Origin of the sequence: Pseudomonas reactans, assembly GCF_013387025.1 — a bacterium.
Lineage (GTDB): Bacteria > Pseudomonadota > Gammaproteobacteria > Pseudomonadales > Pseudomonadaceae > Aquipseudomonas > Aquipseudomonas reactans.
This window is the reverse complement of the sequence record NZ_JACAQP010000015.1, coordinates 71,067-92,228: the sequence shown is the minus strand read 5'-3', so window position 1 is coordinate 92,228 and position 21,162 is coordinate 71,067. Positions and strand designations below refer to the sequence as shown.

Below are 21,162 nucleotides of genomic sequence, written 5' to 3'. Positions count from 1 at the left end.
TGCCCGTGCTAGACGTGTGCAAGCATACTGGCGAATGCCAAGCGATGAGGCCCGTTCGTCGATTCGCGTGGTTCTGAAGGTATTGCAGAGGTATTTCGGGCTCTAGTCCTAGCGCCTTGATGGCAAGACGCTTAGGGACCAGGTGTGTTGCGCGGTATTACTTCTTACCCAGGCTGATCTGCTTGGATGGGCCGAAAGTCTGGCCGCTCACGCCCTTGGCAATCTGCTGGATTTCGCCGCCGGACTTGAGGAATGCAGCAATCTGGCTGTTGATCGATTCGCTGGTTTCAACGGCGGGAGCTGGCTTTGCTTTGCTGTTGGATGCTTTTACGCGCATGGCGGCCACTAACCTGTAGAAAATTAACTTGGCCAGGCATCGTACAGGAAATACTTGACAATTGCTTGGCAAATATCCCCCGGGAATAACTGGGGCGGTGAGAAATAGCCGAAGTTCATCCTTGAAATAATCCCCTAACTTACTGTTTTAACTCGAAACCCTGCAGCTGTCCGCGACTGACTGCGTGGAAAAAATGGGCCGATTGATCAGACGGGCGGGGCAGCGCCATGGCAACCCGTGATTTTTCAGGCACGCGCGCGTGGCGAGCGCAACTCGGGTAGAATGCCGCCCACGTAATGAGGGTATTGAAAATGGCTTTGGTCGGGCGCTACAACAGCTTGCAAGTGGTTAAACACACTAACTTTGGTTTGTACCTGGACGGTGCGCAAGATGGCGAAATCCTCTTGCCTAATCGGTATATCCCCAAAGATATTCCCAGTGAAGATGAAGACTGGCTTAACGTTTTCATTTACCTGGACAGCGATGACAAACTTATCGCCACGACTGAAAAACCCAAAGTTCAAGTGGGTGAATTCGCCAGTTTGAAAGTGGTGGAAGTCAACAGCATTGGTGTGTTCCTCGACTGGGGTTTGCCCAAGGACCTGTTGCTGCCGTATTCGGAAGAAAAGCGCCAGATGACCGCAGGCGAATACTGCGTGGTGCACGTCTACCTCGACAAACACACCAAGCGCATCACCGCCACTGCACGCCTGGATCGCTACCTGGACAAGACCCCGGCCAACTACCAGGTGGGCCAGGAGGTCGACCTGCTGGTGGCCGAAGCCACTGACATGGGCTTCAAGGCGATCATCAACAACAAGCACTGGGGCCTGATCCACAAGAACGAAGTGTTCAAGTTCCTGCGCCCAGGGAAAGAAGAGAAGGGCTTTATTAAAGAGATCCGCGCCGATGGCAACATCAGCCTGAGCCTGCAGCCGGTCGGCCAAGAAGCGGCCTCCAGCCTCAACTCGAAGATCCTCGCCAAGTTGCGTGAAAACAACGGCAGCTTGCCGGTCAGCGACAAGAGTGATCCGGCGGTGATCAGCAACTTGTTCGGGGTGAGCAAGGGCAACTTCAAGAAGGCCATTGGTGCGTTGTACAAGCAGGGCCAGATTGTGATTCACGCGGATCGCATTGAACTAAGCTGAGTTCGCTTTGCTCTTCTGTAGACGCCCGTCGGCGTCTACAGAGGTTGCATCAATGAGCAAGAAATCGCTGTTCGGCTACTTCGGCACGTTGTTCGCCTTCCTGATCCTGGACGGCCTCTGGCTCGGTGTCCTCATGGGGCCTACCTATAAGTCCCTGCTGGGTCCACTGATGCTGGACCAACCCCGTCTGTTGCCCGCCACACTCTTTTATCTGCTTTATATGCTCGGTTGCGTGGTGTTCGTTGTCTTGCCAAGCGCAAGTTGGCAACGCGCTGCACGCCTGGGCGCCTTGTTGGGCCTGGTCGCCTATGGCACCTATGACTTGAGCAACTGGGCCACGCTGCAAGGTTGGTCTGCGCAGCTGGCGGTCATGGACATGGCGTGGGGCACCTTCCTGACCGCAGCCTGCTGCACGGTGGGTTATCTGTGTGCACATCGAGTGCAGCGCTGATTGTGTACAGGATTTTTGTGCACCGTTGCCGAGCGTAGGCCCTGTATCCAAGCCTGTTCCCCTCCCTTTGGAACACCGTTCCAGAGGGATTGCGTTCAATTGGCACGCATTCTGCTGAACACCTCGTATACAAACCATGCCGCCTCCCGTATGCACCCCCGTGACGGACGCGCAGGCCGGTATTTCGAGGAGCCCCGCGATGACCGAACAATTGCCCAAAGGCTACAGCCCGCGCCTGTACAACCAGGACTTGGGCCCGCTGCCGCAAAAGTGGAACTGGTACAACATCTTCGCTTTCTGGATGAGCGACGTGCACAGCGTCGGCGGTTATGTGTTCGCTGCCAGCCTCTTCGCCCTGGGCCTCGCCAGTTGGCAGGTGCTGATCGCCTTGCTCGCCGGAATCTGCATCGTGCAAGTGATCGCCAACCTGGTAGCCAAACCGAGCCAGCAAGCCGCTGTGCCTTATCCTGTGATCTGTCGCCTGTCATTTGGTGTGTTTGGTGCGAACATTCCTGCGGTGATTCGCGGCTTGATCGCGGTGGCCTGGTACGGGATTCAGACGTACCTGGCGTCGAGCGCCTTGATCATCGTGGTGCTGCGTTTCTTCCCACAGATGGCGGTGTACGCGGAGCCGCATTTCGCGGGCTTGTCCTACCTTGGTTGGTTTGGTTTCCTCAGTCTGTGGCTGTTGCAAGCGGCGGTGTTCTGGGCCGGTATGGAATCCATCCGGCGTTTTATCGATTGGGCCGGGCCGGTGGTCTACGCGGTGATGTTCGCCCTGGCGGGTTGGATCGTGTGGAAGGCGGGCTGGTCGAACATCAGCTTCACCCTGGCAGAGAAATCCCTGTCGGGTTGGCAGGCATTCGGCCAGGTGATCGTGGCGACGGCGTTGGTGGTGTCGTACTTCTCCGGGCCGACCCTGAACTTCGGCGACTTCAGCCGCTACTGCCGCAGCATGCAGGACGTACGGCGCGGCAACTTCTGGGGGCTGCCGGTGAATTTCCTGGCGTTTTCCCTGGTGACCGTGGTGATCGTCTCGGGCACCTTGCCGGTGTTTGGCGAAATGCTGCATGACCCGATCGCCACGGTTTCGCGCATCGATAACAGCATGGCGGTGTTGCTGGGCGCCTTTGCATTTGTTACCGCGACCATCGGCATCAATATCGTCGCCAACTTCGTGTCCCCGGCCTTTGACTTCGCCAACGTCGCGCCGAGCAAGATCAGTTGGCGCGCGGGTGGAATGATCGCCGCCGTGGCGTCGATCTTCATCACACCGTGGAACCTGTTCAATAACCCGCTGATGATCCACTACACCCTGGATATTCTCGCGGCCTTCATTGGGCCACTGTTCGGCATTCTGCTGGTGGATTTCTACCTGATCAAAAAACAGCAGATCGATGTGGACGCGTTGTTCGATGACAGCCCGAGTGGGCGCTACTACTTCGACGGCGGCGTGAACTGGACGGCGGTCAAGGCGCTGGTGCCCGCGACGCTGGTGGGCGTCGCGATCACCTTTACCCCGGCGTTGCAGGGTATGGCCAACTTCGCCTGGTTTACCGGCTGCTTCCTGGGTGGGCTGTTTTTCCTGGTGTTGGCGCGGCGTGAACAGGTGCGCGTGCCTGCGCCGCTGGTTGCCGGCTGACCAGAATCGAGCCCGCCACCAGTAATCCGGCGCCGGCGACTACCAGTGCCGGTTGCAGCCCGCCACTCAGGTGGCTGCTGACCGAGGCCAGTAGCGGGCCGCTCAATTGGCCGATGGCGAAGCTGGCGGTGAGCAGTCCGGTGCTGCGCTGATAGCCGTGGGGGGCAACGTCCCGCAGGCGGGCCATCACCAACTGCATGCAAGCCAGGAACGGTCCGCCGCACAGCAATACCCCCAGTGCCAGGCCCCAGCCATTGCCCAGCAAACAGGCAAACACCCCGGCCGCTTGCAGCCACAATGTAGTCATCAGCCAGCGGCGAGTGGTGTCTGGGTCCTTGCGGCGCAGGGTCGCCACCACCACGCCAATCGCGGCGGCCAGGCCAAAGCATGGCCAGAACAGGTCGGCTTGCCAGGCACCTTTGAATTGCGCGCTGGCCATCTGCGACAGGAACGTCGCCGGGATGATGTAGCCAAGACCATACAACACATAGATCCAGCACAGGTGGGCAATGCTGCCATTGCTGCCTGCATCAGTGTGGCCGGCAACAGGCGTGTCGGTCGCAGAAGGCTTGGGCAGGAACGGCAAGATGGCCAGTAACATCACCAGCGCCACCGCGCCATATACCAGCCACAACGTGCCCGAGTTTTGCCCCATCAGGTTGGAGCCCAGCGCCAGCAAACCGGTCAACAAAATCCCCAGCCCCGGCCCGGCAAAAACCAAGGCACCCAGGCGCGGACGCCCGGCGGCAATCGCCAGCGGCTGGCTCAGGCTAGTGATCATCACCAGCGCCCAGGCGCTCGCGACCCCGGTCCCAAAGCGCAGCAACAGGTGCGGCCAGAACCCATGGGCCCAGTACGACGCCAGGGTCAGCAGCACGCACAGCCACAACCCGCCATATAAGCGCCCACGGACATGGTGGTGGCTGCGCGCGAAGATCGAATCCACCGCGCCGACGAAGTAGCCCAGGTAGTTGGCGGCGGCAATCAGGCCGGCGCCGGTCAGGTCGATCTGCCCTTCACTGAGCAGATGGGGCATTTGGGGAGTGAGGGCGAAGCGGCCAATGCCCATCGCCATCATCAGGGCGACAAAGCTGGCGAGTAAGCGGACTAATGGAGACATGGTCAGTTTTCCTGCGGGTAAACGAATACCCTCAGGCTAAAGCGGATTGACTTTCTGCAAAAATGAATAATAGTGAGTAACTTGTTCAGTTTTGGAGAAAGGTATGGAGTTCAGTCAATTGCGCATTTTCCAGGCGGTGGCGGAAGAGGGCTCCATTACGCGCGCGGCTGAGCGCTTGCATCGAGTGCCATCGAACCTGTCGACGCGCCTCAAGCAAATGGAGGAGCAGCTCGGCGTCGAGCTATTCGTACGTGAACGCCAGCGCTTGCAGCTTTCTCCTGCTGGCAAGGTGTTGCTGGACTACAGCACCCGTCTGCTGGCCCTGCATGACGAAGCCCACGGCGCGGTGCAAGGCGGGCAACCGGCCGGCGATTTCGTGGTAGGCAGCATGTACAGCACGGCGGCGGTGCATTTGCCGAAGCTGCTGGCGGGCTATCACAAGGCTTACCCGATGGTGAATCTGCAGGTGCAATCGGCGCCCAGCGGAGAACTGCTCGAAGGGTTGATCACCGGCCGGCTGGATGCGGCCTTTGTGGACGGCCCCATCACAATCGCCTCCCTGGACGGTGTGCCTCTGTGTGAAGAACGCCTGGTGCTTATCTGCGAGGCCGACCACCCGCCTGTGCGAGGGCCCCAGGATGTTGCGGGACGCTCGGTGTTCACCTTCCGTCGTAGTTGCGCCTATCGCACGCGCCTGGAAACCTGGTTTTCCCACGAGCGCGTGGCCATGGGGCGGGCAATTGAGATCGAGTCTTATCAGGGCATGCTGGCGTGCGTGATCGCTGGCTCCGGGGTGGCGTTGATGTCCGAATCCATGCTTGAGAGCCTGCCAGGCAAGGACAGCGTGTCCGTTCATCCGCTGACAGGGCCTTTTGCCACTGCGACCACCTGGCTGATGTGGCGAAAGGGTATGCTCGGCGCTAACCTCAACGCATGGATCGACCTGCAGCAAGCCAGCAAGGCTGCGGTCCTGCAAGACACCCGCGCCATTGCTTGAGCGATCCGTCAGGATTTTGATGAATTCAGTAATAGTTCGTTGTGGTTTCGTTCAAGCATTACGTAGGACTTAGGGCTACTATCAGTGTAGGAAAGGGCGACAGAACTTGCGCCTACCAGCATTACCCTCAAAGGGGGCAACCATGAAAGAGAAAATTCAAAACTGGCTCCATGATCTGGGTGTTGCACTGGGCTTGATCGAGCCCCCACTGCAACCCGTGCCGATTCGCACCGATGACGAGCAACGTCGCCCACGTCGCAGGTAAGTCCTGGAAGCGCTCACGTGATTGAATCGCGCGGGCGCTAATACCTCGGTTCGTTCTTCAGGGCGTGTTCGGTTCCCTGTAATCACGCTGTATTCGCCGTACATTTCGTAGTGTCCGCAACTGTCTGACGAGGCATACCTCATTGTCAGAGCCTTCTTCTTATTCCGTCATCCGTGCCCTTTTTCCTGTTCGTCCTTCTATATTTCTGCCTTCACATGGATGAATGGGCATTGGAATGTCGAGCATTGATAGCGAAGGCATGTTGATTTCCGACAGAGTCGAGCTCCGTCGGTTTCCAACGATCGAGCATGGGGATTTGCGTGGCGTGGGCGCTTTGGTAGTCCACCAGACGGACGCTCCGACGGCGCAACACACCTTTAATGCTTACCTTGCCAAGGGCAACGGCGCGCACTTTCTCATCGAGAAAAGTGGCGTGATCTACCAGACGGCCAGCCTCAAAAAGCGCTGTTACCACGTTGGGCGCTACCTGCGTTCCAAGTGCCTGGCAACGGATAAGGCGACGTGCGACCCGGCTCAAATCCACTCTATTCAAACACTCACCTGGACGTTGCAGGTTCGAACGCTGGACCGTTATGAGCGTAACAAGGACTATCCTGATCGCTACCCGATGAATGCGGACTCCTTGGGGATTGAGCTGGTCGGCAAGCACCTTGATGCAGCGCGATATGAGGAAGTGACTGCTATGCAAAATCAGTCTCTGCAATGGTTGGTGAGTGAGCTGTATGGCCATTTCCGCCTGACGCCAGAGGACGTCTACACGCATCCGCAAATCTCCTACAAGCACCCTGGTGAAGCCAGCAGCGCGGTGTGGCAATGAACCTATGGGGAGGGTTGTTGGGCGTGTGGGTGATACTCGCCGGGTGCGCGGCTTCCCCTCCAGATATCGACAACATCGCTATCTCGGGTTTTCACTCCGAAGAACCGGAGCGCTGTCGACCCAGCGACGTTATGTTGGATAAGCGACAAGTCGCGTCCTTCTTCAAACGCGCTGAACCTATTGACGCACGCACGCTGCATGACGAGTACGACTGGGCACCTTGTTACCTTGAAGGCACACTGAAGTATCGCGGTAAGGCATGTACTTGGCGGGTGAGGGCGGGGGCGATAGGGGAGATCGAATGCTCTGCAACCGAGCAGTATTTTGGCTGCCAGGCGTGTGGTGATTTGTTCAAAGGACTCTAGCCGTAGGGAGGAGTAAACACATGCTGTCAGTCAGGCTTTGCAATTATCGGAGTTGGACTACCAGGTAGTCAGAATCGGCCGGCTTATTTAATTCTTAAGAGGCGCATAGGTTGAAACCCAAGCGCCCATTCGTGGCGCCCCAACGTTATTGAACTCCTCTTCTCAAGGGGTCAATAAACCAGAATTGTTGGAGACAAAGCTATGTTGCTCTCTTCAGTTCCGCCGGTCGCCGCGTCACTCATCACCACAATCGACAGTGTTCTACATATTGCACCGGTGTCGAAAGGCTGGAAGGCCGACGCTCCCAGAAACGTAGTGTTTCTTCCTCCCGCATTGACCAAGCAGGCTCTTCTCCTACAACTCGGGCTACTACGCCCTACAACGTTCATCGTTGGCGACCAAGCCATTGATGCCGACCTCATTGACCAATGGCGCGCCTCTCACCCCTTTGGAGAGCTCTGTTTGATCCGCAGAGGTACGAGTCTGGATAAGATACGACTGGACCTATGTGAATCTAATGGTATTCAAGTATTCAACACGCCCGGGGTGAACGCGCCGCATGTGGCTGCCTATCTCCTACGTTGGCTGACACTGGCGGATGGTTCCATCCCTCATGATGTGCGTGTACTGGGATACGGCAATGTGGGAAAGGAACTGGTCAATTTGTTGCTTGATCGAGATCCCGATGTTCGGATCAAGGTATTAGTCCGCCATGATCGAGCACCGGACGCTCTTGAGCAGGCGTCTCCCGATAGTCGAGTGTCATTTGTCGTGGATTGGTCCGAGGTGTTGGCGGGCGCTTCCGCTGTCGCCCTATGCCTATCCCTTAACGATGAGTCCACTCATCGCATTGATTCATCCCTCATCCAATCCCTGTGCACAAACGCTCGATTGGTCTGTGTCGCCAAGCCGGATGTGTTGAGTGACGATGCTTTGCATGCCCTGGCAGCGGCTGAAGATATCCAGCTTGTCGTGGACTATGGGCCTGCGACATTGGAGGCGTTCCGCCTACGCACACAAACGCTCGGCTGTGATGTCTCCACCTGGTACAGACCTGCCACGCTGACTACGCAGGCATCAACCAGCGAGGCCTGCCACTGCGACCTTGACTACGCTGTTTCAGTTCAGTTGAGCCTGATGGCTGTGCGCGGCCTGGTCAGGCGCAAACTTACACAATCCTTGGCGATTCCTCCTCGGCCCGCAGGTGCTGGTGCAGCGCGTGTGTCGATCATTGGCAGAGGGATCAATGGCCTGCTCCAGGCGGTGATGCTCCGCCTGGCGAATTATCAAGTGACGATATATGGAGGCAATCAGAGGGGCGACGGCGCCAGTCACAAGCCTGTGAACATGCGCCACCTGTCGGCCACGGAGACGAGCGCAAAGCCACTGCATAACGATTATCTGCTTCCCGCCAATCAGCATTTGGCCGTTGAATGCAATCGCGCGGGCATTGAGTTGTTTGAAAAACTACTGGCTGATAATCCAGCGTTGGCGCGATTCGCTCGAGCTCGGATCGTACGTGCTTACAGGGATGGCGCCCTTGGAGTAGACGCAGCGATAAGAGAGCAGTCCGATATCGAAAACAGGCCTTGGCCGAGTGGCAAATTGGGATGCGAACTCAAAGAGATCACTCAACGACAGTTTTTTGAGCGGTATGGCGTTCCAGGCATTGGTCGGGCTATTGAAGTGTCGGGCTACGATCTGGAGTTTGTCCATTTGAAGGATGAGATAGAGGCGCTTTTACTGAACACCGGGGTTCAGTTCATGCCTGGGCATCTGAATTCGTCCCAAATTACTGAGCTAAGCAGGCAACACTTCGTCGTGACTGCCAAGGGAGTAGAGGAGTTTGAAGTCGTTTCGATTATTGGTTGGTTTTTCAAGCTGCGCGCTGCTGATCATGAAGGTGCTGGAATGCGCGGACTCAAGTTGCAGTACGATTTGCCAATCGGTGTCATGAATTGCCGTTTGGATGGGGACTGCATTCTCATTTCAGGTGGACAGGTTCCGCCCGATTCGACAGCAGAGCACAAGGAGCAGATATTGGCGGCATGCTTGGCTGCTGTCTCTCGGCACTTTCCAAGGTCCTATCGCAGGGCAATCGAAAGTGGTGACTTACAAGTTATCGAATGCGCCAGACCCGGCACCTCGGATGGGTTGTCGATAGTGCATTGTTCCGCCCACCACCTAATTGCAGCAGGAGGGACCTACGCCGGCGGCACCACACAGGGATTGCTATGGGCCTCCCTGGTCCAGGAAATCATCCAGGCAAATCAAGATCTGGCTGTTGAATGAAAAAAACGGGCACGACATCCGACGTCGCGCCCGCTGAAGAAACCGCTCTAAATCCAGTTGTATCTCAAACCGCGCTGGCCGCCACACCCGCTGGCCGGCGCGACAGCAAACTCACCACCACAAAACTCACCAGCCCAATCGCCAGGCTGTAGTAGATCGGCGTGTTCGCATCCAAGCCATCCTTGATCATGAACACCAGCGCCGTCACGAAGCCCAGGGTCATGGAGGTGATGGCGCCTGATGTGGTGGCGCGCTTCCAGAAGATCGCGCCGATCAGCGGGATCAACATGCCGCCCACCAACAGGTTGTAGGCCAGGGTCAAAGCGCTGATCACATCGCTCACCACCAGGGCGATACCCAGCACGGCAATGCCGGTCAGCATCGTGAACAGGCGGTTGATGGCCAGGCTCGACTGTTTGCCGCCACGCAGGCGCGGCAGCAGGTCTTCGGTCAGTACGGTAGAGGCGGCGAGCAAGCCTGCGCTGGCGGTAGACATCATCGCCGCCAGTGCTGCGGCAATCACCAGGCCACGGATGCCGTCAGGCAGCGAGGCTTTGACGATGGCGGCAAAGGCGTTGTTGACGTTATCCAGGTCCGGGATCAGCACATGCGCGGCCATGCCGATCAATGCACAGGCCAGGCCGTAGAGGATGCAGTAGAAACCGGCGAACGTGCCTGCGTACTTGGCGACCTTTTCGTCGCGGGCGGTGAACACCCGTTGCCAGATGTCCTGGCCGATCAGGATGCCGAAGAAGTAGATCATGAAGTAGGTGATGATGGTGTCCCAACCGATCGCGGTGAAGCTGAAGCTCGATGCGGGCAGCTTGGCTACCAGTTCGTCCCAGCCGCCGACGCGGTACAGGCAGATCGGTAGCAGGATGAACATCAGGCCGACGGTCTTGATCACGAACTGCACGATGTCAGTGAGGGTCAGCGACCACATGCCGCCGATGGTCGAGTACACCACCACCACGCCACCGCCAAGCAGTACCGAGATCCAGAACGGCAGGCCGAACAGCACTTGCAGCACGGTGCCAATAGCGAGGATTGAGGTCACGCCGATCATCAGCGCGTAGGCCAGCATGATCACCGCGCTGGCCTGGCGGGCCATGGGGTTGTAGCGTTTTTCCAGCACCTGGGTCACGGTGAAGATCTTCAGCTTCAACAGCGGCTTGGCCAGGAACAGGTTCAGCGCAATGATGCCCATGCCCAACGCGGCACACAGCCAGAAGCCGGAGATGCCATGCACGTAGCCCAGGCGCACGGTGCCGACGGTGGACGCCCCACCCAGTACCGTGGCGGCCATGGTGCCCATGTACAGCGACGGGCCCAGGTTGCGCCCGGCCACCAGGTAGTCTTCGTGGGTCTTGGCGCGGCGCATGCCGTAGTAGCCGAGCACGAGCATGCCGGCGGCGTAGATGAGTACGACGAATAAATCCAAAGCCATGACGGCGGTTCTCCGATTATTTTTTTAGGCTATTGAGGCGCTTTTTGTGGCGAGGGAGCTTGCTCCCGTTGGGCTGCGAAGCGGCCCCTGGGGCCCATAAACAGCCGCCGGTTCCGGGAACACACGAAGCAAGGTCAGGTACACCACCGAGGCCAACCCCAGCGTCACCGGCAGGCTGATATCAATGCCATCCGCCAGATTGCCCAGCGGCCCGACAAACTGCCCCGGCAGGTTGACGAAGCACAGGCCAACCAGCGCACTCGGGATCCACGCTCCCAGCCCGCGCCAGTTCCAGCCATGGCTGAACCAGTAGCGGCCGCCGGTTTCACCGCGCGTGAACACCTGCAGGTCATCCGGGCAGTAAAAGCCGCGACGCACGATCAGGCCGATGATCATCATCACCATCCACGGCGTGGTGCAGGTGATGATCAGCACGGCGAAGGTCGACACGCTTTGCACCAGGTTGGCGGCGAAACGTCCGATAAAGATGAAGGCAATCGACATCACCCCGATCAGCAACGTGGCCTTGACCCGTGACAACAGGCGAGGAAACACGCTGGACATGTCCAACCCGGTGCCATACAGCGAAGTAGTGCCGGTAGACATGCCGCCGATCACGGCGATCAGGCACACCGGCAGGAAGAACCAGCTCGGCGCCACCGCCAGCAAACCGCCGACATAATTGTTGGCTGCGATGTAGTCCGGTGCCTTGATCGCCACGATGGTCGCGGTGGCCAGGCCGAACAGGAAGGGGATCAAGGTCGCGATTTGCGCCAGGACCACCGCCAGCATGATGCGTATTTTCGGTGTCTCACGCGGGATATAGCGCGACCAGTCACCCAGGAACGCGCCGAAGGAGATCGGGTTGCTCATGGCGACCAATGCAGCGCCGATGAACGCCGCCCAGAAGCCGGTCTGACCCAGGGCGACAGTGCCGGCGAAGTGGCTGTCGAAGGCCGGCGCGAACGCGAAGATCCCCAGCAGGAACAGCAGGCTCGCCGCCCACACCGCAATACGATTGACCCACAGCATGAAGCGAAAACCGTAGATGCATACGGTCAGCACCAGGATCGCGAACACGCCGTAGGCCAGGCCCAGGCTCAGGTCGGTTTCCGGCAAGCCGATCAGACGTTTCGCACCGCCCACCAGTGCATCACCTGAACTCCACACCGACAGTGAGAAGAAGGCAATCGCCGTCAGCAGCGAGAGAAAAGAGCCGACAATCCGCCCGTGCACGCCAAAGTGCGCACCGGAAGACACGGCGTTGTTGGTGCCATTGATCGGCCCGAACAGGCCCATGGGCGCCAGGATCAGCGCACCCACCAGCACGCCCAGCACAATCGCCCAGACACCCGCCTGGAACGACAAACCGAACAGTACGGGGAAAGAACCCAGCACGGCGGTGGCAAAGGTATTGGCACCGCCGAAGATCAGTCGGAACAGATCCTTGGGGCCGGCGGTACGTTCGTGGTCCGGGATCTGCTCGACCCCGTTGGTTTCTATCTTGCGAATACTTTTATCGTTGTTTTTATTATTCATGATCTGCTCCGATCACATTGGCTAAGGGGGCGGCAGCCCTTCCGGCATAGCGGACAAATGTTCGTGACAGGCCAGCCACAGGCCTTCTTGTTGTTCTGCGCCAAGCCCTTGCCGTTTGAAGACAATGGTCTCGCGTTCCTGGCTATTGAATTGCTCCCCGTTCATGCGCAACTCGGTGGCCACGTCATGCATGAATATCGCCACGTCACCTTGCAGGCTGACAAAGGCGTTGCTCGAGGTGCACGACAGCACCTCGAACCCCTCATCCCGGCGCCAGCTGTCCCACAACGCCTGGTAGGCGTCGCGACTGAGCAGCGGCTGGGGCAGGGTGTAGAACACAAAACTGGCGTCCGCCGTGAATGCGCCGAAGTAGGCGGCGCGGTCATTGCGGGCGAAGGCCGCCACCAGGTCGGCAGCGGCTTGCAGCACCTCGCGCGTGCTCATCAGCGATGCGCCACGCCAGGCAGCACGCAGAGCATCTCGTACAGCAGGTTGGCGCCCAACAGCGAGGTGTTGCCGGTGGTGTCGTAGGGCGGCGAAACTTCTACCAGGTCGCAACCAATCAGGTCGAGGCCCTGGCAACCGCGGATAATCTCGATCGCCTGGATGGTGGTCAGCCCGCCGATTTCCGGAGTGCCGGTGCCCGGCGCCCAGGCCGGGTCGATACCGTCGATGTCAAAGCTCAGGTACACCGGGCCGCCGCCGACTTTTTCACGCACTTCGGCCATCAACGGCGCGAGTGAGTGGTGCCAGCATTCTTCGGCCTGAACCACACGGAAGCCTTGTTTGCGGCTCCAGTTGAAGTCTTCGGCGGTGTAGCCCTGGGCGCGCAGGCCGATCTGCACCACACGGTCGCAATCGAGCAAACCTTCTTCTACCGCGCGGCGGAAGGTGGTGCCGTGGGCGATTTTCTCGCCGAACATATGGTCGTTGACGTCGGCGTGGGCATCGATGTGCACCAGCCCGACCTTGCCGTGTTTCTTGTGGATCGCCCGCAGGATCGGCAGGGTGATGGTGTGGTCACCGCCCAGGGTCATGGGGATCACGTCGTGTTCGAGGATCTCGTCGTAGGCTTCTTCGATGATGCGCACGGCGTCGAGCAGGTTGAAGGTGTTGATCGCCACATCGCCGATGTCGGCCACCGACAGCGAGTCGAACGGTGCGGCGCCGGTGGCCATGTTGTAAGGGCGGATCATCACGGATTCGGCGCGGATTTCACGCGGCCCGAAGCGGGTACCGGCGCGCAGCGAGGTGCCGATGTCCAGGGGCACGCCGACAAAGGCGGCATCCAGGCCCTTGGCCGTTTGCAGGTGGGGAAGACGCATCATGGTGGCGATGCCGGCGAAGCGCGGCATTTCGTTGCCGCCCAGTGGTTGGTGGAAAATCTTGTCCACGGGAGTGCCTCATCGTTGTTTTGTTTATTAGGGGCCGATTCTGCGAAATACATGGAAACGAAAGAATCGGCAGGGGCAAATACTTAGTTCAGATTTTTCTAAACTAATGCCTGAGGTAAACTCGGCTCAAATGTGGGAGCGGGCTTGCTCGCGAATACGGTGTGTCAGCCATAGATCGCTCGACTGATCCACCGCATTCGCGGGCAAGCCCGCTCCCACAGGTTTTGTGTTTTTCTGGAGAACCGATGGCCAACGCCTTGCCCGACCTGAAACTCCTGCGCATCTTCGTCAGCGTCGTGCGGCACCAGGGGTTTGCCAATGCCCAGCACGAACTCAACCTGTCCACATCCGCCATCAGCACGTACATGAGCCAGTTGGAAGCGGCGTTGGGCCTGGTGCTGTGTCATCGCGGGCGCGGCGGGTTCAGCCTCACCAGCAAAGGCGAATTGTTTCATCAAGAGACCTTGCGCCTGCTCGGCGAGCTGGAAGGTTTCGAGCAGTACGCTGCTGCGTTGAAGGGCGAGTTGCGCGGCACGCTGAAACTGGGCGTGCTGGACTCCACGGTCAGCGACAACGCGTTGCCCTTCGCCGAAGTGATCGGCGCCTACAGCCTGGAACACCCGGCGGTGCACTTGCATCTGTCGGTGATGAGCCCTTATGAGCTGCAACTGGGCGTGCAGGACAACCGCCTGGACTTGGCCATCGGCGCGTTTTCCAACCGCATGAGCGGGCTGATCTACATGCCGTTGTACCGCGAGCAGCACTGGCTGTATTGCAGCACGCGGCATCCTTTATTCAATGAACGGCGCATTCCCGAGCAGGTGATCACGCAGCAACGCATGGTCGGTCGCGGCTATTGGAGCCAGGCCGAGTTGGCACGCCACGGCTTCAAACACAGCGCAGCCACCGTGGAGAGTATGGAGGCGCAGTTGATCCTGGTACTGTCCGGCGCCTACATCGGCTACCTGCCCGAGCACTATGCCCAGGCTTGGGCCGACAAGGGCGACCTGCGTGTGTTGCTGCCGGCGACCTTCGGCTATCAGGCACCGTTCTCGATGATCATGCGTCGAGGCCGCAGTCGCGAACCGCTGATCCAGACCTTCCGCGACTTGCTCAAAGCCCAGCTCAACCAGGCCTGATAAACCATGTCCAGACCCCAATGTTCCCGTTGCCTCAGGCCTGTCGCCCACTGTCTGTGCGCGTTGATCCCCAGCCTCGATAGCCGCACCCGCGTGTTGCTGTTGCAGCACCCGAGCGAGGTCAACCATGCGCTGAATACCGCACGGCTGGCGGCGTTGGGTTTGAACAACGCGCAGTTGGTAGTAGGGGAGGTGTTTGAAGACTTGCCGACGTTGTTGAACGTGCCCGGTTACCAGGCACGGTTGCTGTTTCCGGCTGACGACGCCCAGCCATTAAAGGTGTACGCGCCCGAAGATCAGCCGCTGCTGCTGGTGGTCCCCGACGGCACTTGGCGCAAGGCGCGCAAGCTTTTGCACCTCAACCCGCTATTGGCGGCGTTGCCAAGGGTGGCGTTGGCCGACAACGCAGTGTCCCGCTATCGGCTGCGCAAGGCGCCCGGCCCCGGCGCGCTGTCGACAGTGGAAGCGATTGTGCAGGCGCTGGAGGTCCTGGAGTCGCCCGCTTCGTTTGCACCCTTGCTCAAACCCTTCGATGCGTTGATCGACGGCCAGATTGCGGCGATGGGGCCTGATGTGTTCAACCGCAACCATGGCGAGCGGTGAACATTCTGTGTCTTATTCCTTTAAGCCATAAGCACCACACTTTGCGTGATATGGCCCGCCGGCCTTTCCCGGTATGATGTTCGCCCCCGCAGTCTGGATTGCGAATACGCCATGACCTTGCAGTACCCTACAATCGCCGATTGCGTCGGCAACACGCCCCTGGTCCGCTTGCAACGCATGGCGGGTGAAACCAGCAATACCCTGTTGCTCAAGCTTGAAGGGAACAACCCGGCCGGCTCCGTGAAGGACCGCCCGGCGCTGTCGATGATCACCCGCGCCGAGCTGCGCGGGCAGATCAAGCCCGGCGACACCCTGATCGAAGCTACCTCGGGCAACACCGGGATCGCCCTGGCCATGGCCGCCGCGATCAAGGGTTACAAGATGATCCTGATCATGCCCGACAACGGCAGCGCCGAACGCAAGGCGGCAATGACCGCCTACGGCGCCCAACTGATCCTGGTGACCCAGGAAGAGGGCATGGAAGGCGCACGGGACCTGGCCGAGCGCATGGCGTCCGAAGGCCGTGGCCTGGTGCTGGACCAGTTCGCCAACGGTGACAACCCCGAGGCGCACTACACCACCACCGGCCCGGAAATCTGGCGCCAGACCCAGGGCTCCATCACCCATTTCGTCAGCTCCATGGGCACCACCGGCACCATCATGGGCAACTCGCGCTACCTCAAGGAGCAGAACCCGGCGATCCAGATCGTCGGCCTGCAACCCATGGAAGGCTCGGCCATCCCGGGTATCCGCCGCTGGCCCGAGGAGTATCTGCCGAAGATCTACAACTCGACCCGCGTGGACCGCATCATCGACATGGCCCAGCGTGAAGCCGAAGACACCACCCGCCGCCTGGCCCGTGAAGAAGGCATCTTCTGCGGTGTGTCGTCCGGTGGCGCGGTGGCCGGCATGTTGCGCTTGTCCCAGGAAGTGGAAAACGCGGTGATCGTCGCGATCATCTGTGACCGAGGCGACCGCTACCTGTCGACCGGCATCTTCGACGAACCCAACTGATGGCCAAGCACGAGAGAGGCCTGCGCTTCCAACCGACAGGCGGCAGCCGGGCCCCGCAGATCCCTGTGGGCAAGAAACAACGCCTGACCATCGAGCGCCTGGCCAATGACGGCCGGGGCATCGTGTTTTTTGAAGGCCGCACCTGGTTCGTGAATGGTGCGCTGGCCGGCGAAGAAGTTGAAGCAAGGGTATTGGGTGCCCACGGCAAGATCGTCGAGGCGCGCACCGAGCGCGTGTTCAAGGCCAGCGAATTGCGCCGCCCGGCGCCGTGCGCGCATGTTGGCCGCTGCGGCGGTTGCAGCGTGCAGCACTTGCCCCATACCGAACAGCTTGCCCTGAAACAGCGCATGCTCGCCGAGCAACTGTCCCGTGTGGCCGGTGTCGAACCGCAAGAATGGGCTGCGCCTTTGAGCGGTCCGGAATTCGGTTACCGTCGCCGCGCCCGCGTGGCCGTGCGCTGGGATGCCAAGGCGAAACAGCTGGAAGTAGGTTTTCGCGCCGTGGCCAGCCAGGACATCGTCGCCATCGACGATTGCCCAGTGCTGGTACAGGCCTTGCAACCGATCATGCAGCGCCTGCCGAACATGCTGCGTCGCCTGAGCAAACCGCAGGCCCTGGGGCACGTGGAGTTGTTCAGCGGCACCTCCATCGCCGTGTTGCTGCGGCATATGGCGCCGTTGTCGGAAGCGGACCTGCAGGTATTGAAAGAATTCTGTGCCTTCCATGAAGCCCAATTATGGCTGCATGGCGAGGGTCAACCTGAGCCGGTCGACGTCGATTCGGTCTTGGGTTTTCGATTGGAACAGTGGGATCTGGAGCTCGCTTACCGACCTGGCGACTTCGTGCAGGTCAACGCCGGGGTCAACGAAGCGATGGTCGCGCAGGCCCTGGAATGGCTGGCGCCACAACCCGACGAACGGGTGCTGGACCTGTTTTGCGGCCTGGGCAACTTCGCCCTACCACTGGCGCGCCAGGTGCGTGAAGTGGTGGCGGTGGAAGGCGTGCAGACCATGGTGGACCGCGCGGCCGTCAACGCCGTCAGCAACGATTTGCATAATGCACAGTTTTTTCAGGCCGATTTGTCCCAGCCTTTGACTAACGCGGAATGGGCCAAACAGGGCTTTTCTGCGGTACTCTTGGACCCACCCCGTGATGGTGCCCTGGAGGTTGTGCGCAAGCTCGCGACCCTGGGAGCCAAGCGTCTGGTGTATGTGTCCTGCAACCCGGCCACGCTGGCGCGGGACACGGTTGAGTTGGTCAAGCAAGGCTACCGGCTAAAACGTGCCGGGATCCTCGACATGTTTCCGCAAACCGCGCATGTCGAGGCCATGGCGTTATTTGAAGCGGGCTAGGATGCCCGTTTAATCCGACCGGCCTGTCGTCTCCAGGGCCTGTGATCTGCCAGGGAGCAGTAGAAGGTCGGCGATGAATTCTGGCGCATCGAAGGTGCGTCGTAGGGAAGGTAAGCAAGATGGTACAGGTGAGAGCACACCAGCCGATCAACACCGACGGCAGTATCAATCTCGAGGCATGGCTGGATCATGCCATCAGTGTCGACCCGGCACTGGACCGTGAAGCCTTGAAAGCAGCCTGCGAGTTCGCTCGCGAGTCTGAGCAGCAAGACAATGCGGCCAAGAACCTGTGGGCCGAAGGCACTTCGAGCTTTCGCACCGGGTTGGAAATCGCCGAGATCCTCGCCGATCTCAAGCTGGACCAGGATTCACTGATTGCCGCCGTGCTGTATCGCGGCGTGCGTGAAGGGCATATTCAGTTGCCCACCGTCAGCCAGCGTTTCGGCGCCGTGGTGGCCAAGTTGATCGACGGCGTGCTGCGTATGGCCGCGATCAGCGCCAGCCTCAGCCCACGTCAGTCCATGGTGCTGGGCACCCAGGGCCAGGTCGAGAACCTGCGCAAGATGCTGGTGGCGATGGTCGACGACGTGCGTGTCGCCTTGATCAAGCTGGCCGAGCGTACCTGCGCGATTCGTGCGGTGAAGACCGCCGACGACGAGAAGCGCAACCGCGTTGCCCGCGAAGTTTTCGACATCTATGCACCGCTGGCGCACCGCCTGGGTATCGGCCATATCAAGTGGGAGTTGGAGGACTTGTCCTTCCGCTACCTCGAACCCGATCAATACAAACAGATCGCCACGCTGCTGCATGAGCGGCGGCTGGACCGTGAGCGCTTCATCGCCGACGTGATGAACCAGTTGCGTTCCGAGTTGCAGGCCACCGGCGTCGAAGCCGACATCAGCGGCCGCGCCAAGCACATCTATTCCATCTGGCGCAAAATGCAGCGCAAGGGCCTGGCGTTCAGCCAGATCTATGACGTGCGTGCGGTGCGCGTGCTGGTGCCGGAAATGCGCGACTGCTACACCGCGCTCGGCATCGTCCACACGCTGTGGCGGCACATTCCCAAGGAGTTTGACGACTACATCGCCAACCCCAAGGAGAACGGCTATCGCTCGCTGCACACCGCGGTAATCGGCCCCGAGGGCAAGGTGCTGGAAGTGCAGATCCGCACCCACGCCATGCACGAAGAGGCCGAGCTGGGCGTGTGTGCGCACTGGCGCTACAAGGGCACCGACGTCAAGGCCGGGTCCAACCAGTACGAAGAAAAAATCTCCTGGCTGCGCCAAGTGCTGGAATGGCACGAAGAACTCGGCGACATCGGCGGCCTGGCCGAACAGCTGCGCGTGGATATCGAGCCGGACCGGGTCTACATCTTCACACCGGACGGCCACGCCATCGACTTGCCCAAGGGCGCCACGCCGTTGGACTTCGCCTACCGTGTGCACACCGAGATCGGCCACAACTGCCGGGGTGCCAAGATCAATGGGCGCATCGTGCCGCTCAACTACAGCCTGCAGACCGGTGAACAGGTCGAGATCATCACCAGCAAGCACGGCACGCCGAGCCGCGACTGGCTGAACCCGAACCTGGGCTACATCACCACGTCGCGGGCACGGGCGAAGATCGTCCACTGGTTCAAATTGCAGGCGCGCGACCAGAACGTCGCCGCCGGTAAAACCTTGCTTGAACGCGAACTGGGGCGCCTCGGCCTGCCTCAGGTGGACTTCGACAAGTTGGCCGAAAAAGCCAACATGAAGATCGCCGAAGACATGTTCGCCGCCCTCGGTGCTGGCGATTTGCGCCTGGCCCAACTGGTCAACCTGGCGCAACAATTGGTCGAGCCGGAACGCGGCAGCGAACAGTTGGAACTGATCCCACGCAAGGCCACCGGCTACAAGCCCGGCAAGCGCGGCGATATCCAGATCCAGGGCGTGGGCAACCTGATGACCCAAATCGCCGGTTGCTGCCAGCCGTTGCCGGGCGACGCCATCGTCGGCTATATCACCCAGGGCCGTGGCGTGAGCATTCACCGCCAGGACTGCGCCTCGGTGCTGCAACTGGGCGGGCGTGAGCCGGAGCGGATCATCCAGGTCAGCTGGGGCCCGGTGCCGGTGCTCACCTACCCGGTGGACATCATTATTCGTGCATACGACCGTTCCGGCTTGCTGCGGGATGTGTCGCAAGTGTTGCTCAACGAGCGGATCAACGTGCTGGCGGTCAACACCCGCTCGAACAAAGAGGACAACACTGCGTTGATGTCCCTGACCATCGAGATTCCGGGGCTGGACGCACTGGGGCGGTTGCTGGGGCGGATTTCCCAGCTACCGAATATCATCGAGACGCGGCGTAACCGAACCCCATGATGTATTCGCTCGAAGACCTGCTGCACTTGATGAACCGCCTGCGGGACCCGCAATACGGGTGCCCGTGGGACATCAAGCAAACCTACGCCACCATCGTCCCGCACACCCTTGAAGAAGCGTACGAAGTGGCCGACGCCATCGAGCGCGGCGACTTCGATCACCTGCAAGGCGAGTTGGGCGACCTGTTGTTCCAGGTGGTGTATTACAGCCAGTTGGCACGGGAAGAAGGGCGCTTCGAATTCGCCGGGGTGATCGACAGCATCACGCGCAAGCTGATCCGTCGTCATCCCCACGTGTTCCCCACGGGCGATCTGTATGCACCGCTGGACATCCCGCAGCTGAGTGAAGAACAGGTCAAGGAGCGCTGGGAGCAGATCAAGGCTGAGGAGCGTGCGGAAAAGTCCGACGCGCCGGAGCAACTTTCCCTGCTGGATGACGTGCCCACGGCGCTGCCGTCCCTGTCCCGCGCCGCCAAATTGCAGAAGCGCGCCAGCCAGGTCGGCTTCGACTGGCCGTCGGCTCTGCCGGTGGTGGATAACGTGCGCGAAGAGCTGGATGAAGTGCTCGAAGCCATGGCCGACAACGATTCGGCGGCAATTGCCGATGAGGTTGGTGACCTGTTGTTCGCGGCGGTCAACCTGGCCCGTCACCTCAAGGTCGACCCGGAAACCGCGCTGCGTGGCGCCAATGCCAAGTTCGAACGACGCTTCCGATTTATCGAACAGGCATTGCGCGATACGCACCAATCCATAGAAGATTGCACCCTCGAAACGATGGACGCCCTGTGGGGCGAAGCCAAACGTCAGGAAAAGAATGTGTCCAGCTGCGGTTGAGCAGTTGCCTAAGTGAGTAAGCA

Annotated in this window: 19 protein-coding genes; 13 read left to right on the top strand and 6 right to left on the bottom strand. The window is 59.9% G+C overall.

The annotated features are described in order from the left end of the window. Positions 1–157: 157 nt before the first annotated feature. A complete protein-coding gene (locus HX793_RS18325; protein ID WP_003193095.1) occupies positions 158–337 on the bottom strand; it encodes a PFL_1563 family small protein in 180 nt (59 codons plus the stop codon). A 311-nt stretch (positions 338–648) separates the two neighbouring features. Here HX793_RS18325 and HX793_RS18320 point away from each other — a divergent pair, with 311 nt between their 5' ends. The 3 genes from HX793_RS18320 (at position 649) to HX793_RS18310 (ending at position 3,578) form a co-directional block, all read left to right on the top strand. Continuing rightward, a complete protein-coding gene (locus HX793_RS18320; protein ID WP_017845295.1) occupies positions 649–1,485 on the top strand; it encodes a CvfB family protein in 837 nt (278 codons plus the stop codon). Between the two features lie 52 nt (positions 1,486–1,537). After that, entirely contained in the window at positions 1,538–1,936 is a 399-nt protein-coding gene (locus HX793_RS18315; protein WP_177094462.1) for a DUF2177 family protein, read from the top strand. A 199-nt stretch (positions 1,937–2,135) separates the two neighbouring features. Continuing rightward, a complete protein-coding gene (locus tag HX793_RS18310; protein ID WP_177094460.1) occupies positions 2,136–3,578 on the top strand; it encodes an NCS1 family nucleobase:cation symporter-1 in 1,443 nt (480 codons plus the stop codon). On the opposite strand, the gene HX793_RS18305 is transcribed toward HX793_RS18310, so the two are convergent. Then, the gene (locus HX793_RS18305) at positions 3,490–4,698 is read right to left on the bottom strand and encodes an MFS transporter (protein ID WP_177094458.1); all 1,209 of its coding nucleotides are present in this window, start codon (positions 4,696–4,698) and stop codon (positions 3,490–3,492) included. The two genes, HX793_RS18310 and HX793_RS18305, sit on opposite strands and share 89 nt — an antisense overlap. A gap of 103 nt (positions 4,699–4,801) precedes the next feature. On the opposite strand from HX793_RS18305, the gene ptrR reads away from it, so the two are divergent. From ptrR to HX793_RS18290, 4 genes are all read left to right on the top strand, one after another. After that, positions 4,802–5,695 carry a putrescine utilization regulator PtrR gene (ptrR, locus tag HX793_RS18300; RefSeq protein ID WP_177052470.1) on the top strand — a complete coding sequence of 298 codons (894 nt, stop codon included), beginning with the start codon at positions 4,802–4,804 and terminating at the stop codon, positions 5,693–5,695. A gap of 142 nt (positions 5,696–5,837) precedes the next feature. After that, positions 5,838–5,960 carry a PA1414 family protein gene (locus tag HX793_RS31335; protein WP_003193089.1) on the top strand — a complete coding sequence of 41 codons (123 nt, stop codon included), beginning with the start codon at positions 5,838–5,840 and terminating at the stop codon, positions 5,958–5,960. A 235-nt stretch (positions 5,961–6,195) separates the two neighbouring features. Beyond that, positions 6,196–6,798: a peptidoglycan recognition protein family protein gene (locus HX793_RS18295; RefSeq protein ID WP_177052471.1), complete on the top strand. Its 603-nt coding sequence runs from the start codon at positions 6,196–6,198 to the stop codon at positions 6,796–6,798. 566 nt (positions 6,799–7,364) lie between these two features. Beyond that, positions 7,365–9,455 (top strand): FAD-dependent oxidoreductase, encoded by a 2,091-nt coding sequence (locus HX793_RS18290; RefSeq protein ID WP_177052472.1) that lies wholly within the window; start codon positions 7,365–7,367, stop codon positions 9,453–9,455. Positions 9,456–9,519: 64 nt separating this feature from the next. Here HX793_RS18290 and HX793_RS18285 read toward each other — a convergent pair whose 3' ends face one another. From HX793_RS18285 to speB, 4 genes are read right to left on the bottom strand one after another with little or no spacing between them, the layout of a single operon-like run. After that, positions 9,520–10,902, bottom strand: a complete 1,383-nt coding sequence (locus HX793_RS18285) for a sodium:solute symporter family protein (RefSeq protein WP_177052473.1) — start codon at positions 10,900–10,902, stop codon at positions 9,520–9,522. Positions 10,903–10,926: 24 nt separating this feature from the next. Further along, the gene (locus HX793_RS18280) at positions 10,927–12,441 is read right to left on the bottom strand and encodes a purine-cytosine permease family protein (protein ID WP_016976503.1); all 1,515 of its coding nucleotides are present in this window, start codon (positions 12,439–12,441) and stop codon (positions 10,927–10,929) included. Positions 12,442–12,462: 21 nt separating this feature from the next. Beyond that, entirely contained in the window at positions 12,463–12,885 is a 423-nt protein-coding gene (locus HX793_RS18275; protein WP_016976504.1) for a YybH family protein, read from the bottom strand. Beyond that, entirely contained in the window at positions 12,885–13,835 is a 951-nt protein-coding gene (speB, locus tag HX793_RS18270) for an agmatinase (protein WP_016976505.1), read from the bottom strand. The genes HX793_RS18275 and speB overlap by 1 nt, the downstream gene beginning before the upstream one ends. 245 nt (positions 13,836–14,080) lie before the next feature. On the opposite strand from speB, the gene HX793_RS18265 reads away from it, so the two are divergent. The 6 genes from HX793_RS18265 (at position 14,081) to mazG (ending at position 21,139) form a co-directional block, all read left to right on the top strand. Continuing rightward, on the top strand, positions 14,081–14,974 hold the full coding sequence (locus HX793_RS18265; RefSeq protein ID WP_177059447.1) for a LysR family transcriptional regulator: 894 nt from the start codon (positions 14,081–14,083) through the stop codon (positions 14,972–14,974). Positions 14,975–14,980: 6 nt separating this feature from the next. Next, positions 14,981–15,577, top strand: coding sequence for a tRNA-uridine aminocarboxypropyltransferase (locus HX793_RS18260; RefSeq protein WP_177059448.1), 597 nt, complete (start codon positions 14,981–14,983; stop codon positions 15,575–15,577). Positions 15,578–15,688: 111 nt separating this feature from the next. Beyond that, positions 15,689–16,591, top strand: a complete 903-nt coding sequence (cysM, locus tag HX793_RS18255) for a cysteine synthase CysM (protein WP_177059449.1) — start codon at positions 15,689–15,691, stop codon at positions 16,589–16,591. After that, a complete protein-coding gene (gene rlmD, locus HX793_RS18250; protein WP_177059450.1) occupies positions 16,591–17,943 on the top strand; it encodes a 23S rRNA (uracil(1939)-C(5))-methyltransferase RlmD in 1,353 nt (450 codons plus the stop codon). Before cysM ends, rlmD begins: the two co-directional genes overlap by 1 nt. 119 nt (positions 17,944–18,062) lie before the next feature. Further along, complete coding sequence (gene relA, locus HX793_RS18245; protein ID WP_033900680.1) at positions 18,063–20,306, top strand: GTP diphosphokinase; 2,244 nt, start codon at positions 18,063–18,065, stop codon at positions 20,304–20,306. Continuing rightward, entirely contained in the window at positions 20,306–21,139 is an 834-nt protein-coding gene (gene mazG, locus HX793_RS18240) for a nucleoside triphosphate pyrophosphohydrolase (protein ID WP_177059454.1), read from the top strand. Before relA ends, mazG begins: the two co-directional genes overlap by 1 nt. The last annotated feature ends 23 nt before the right edge of the window (positions 21,140–21,162 follow it).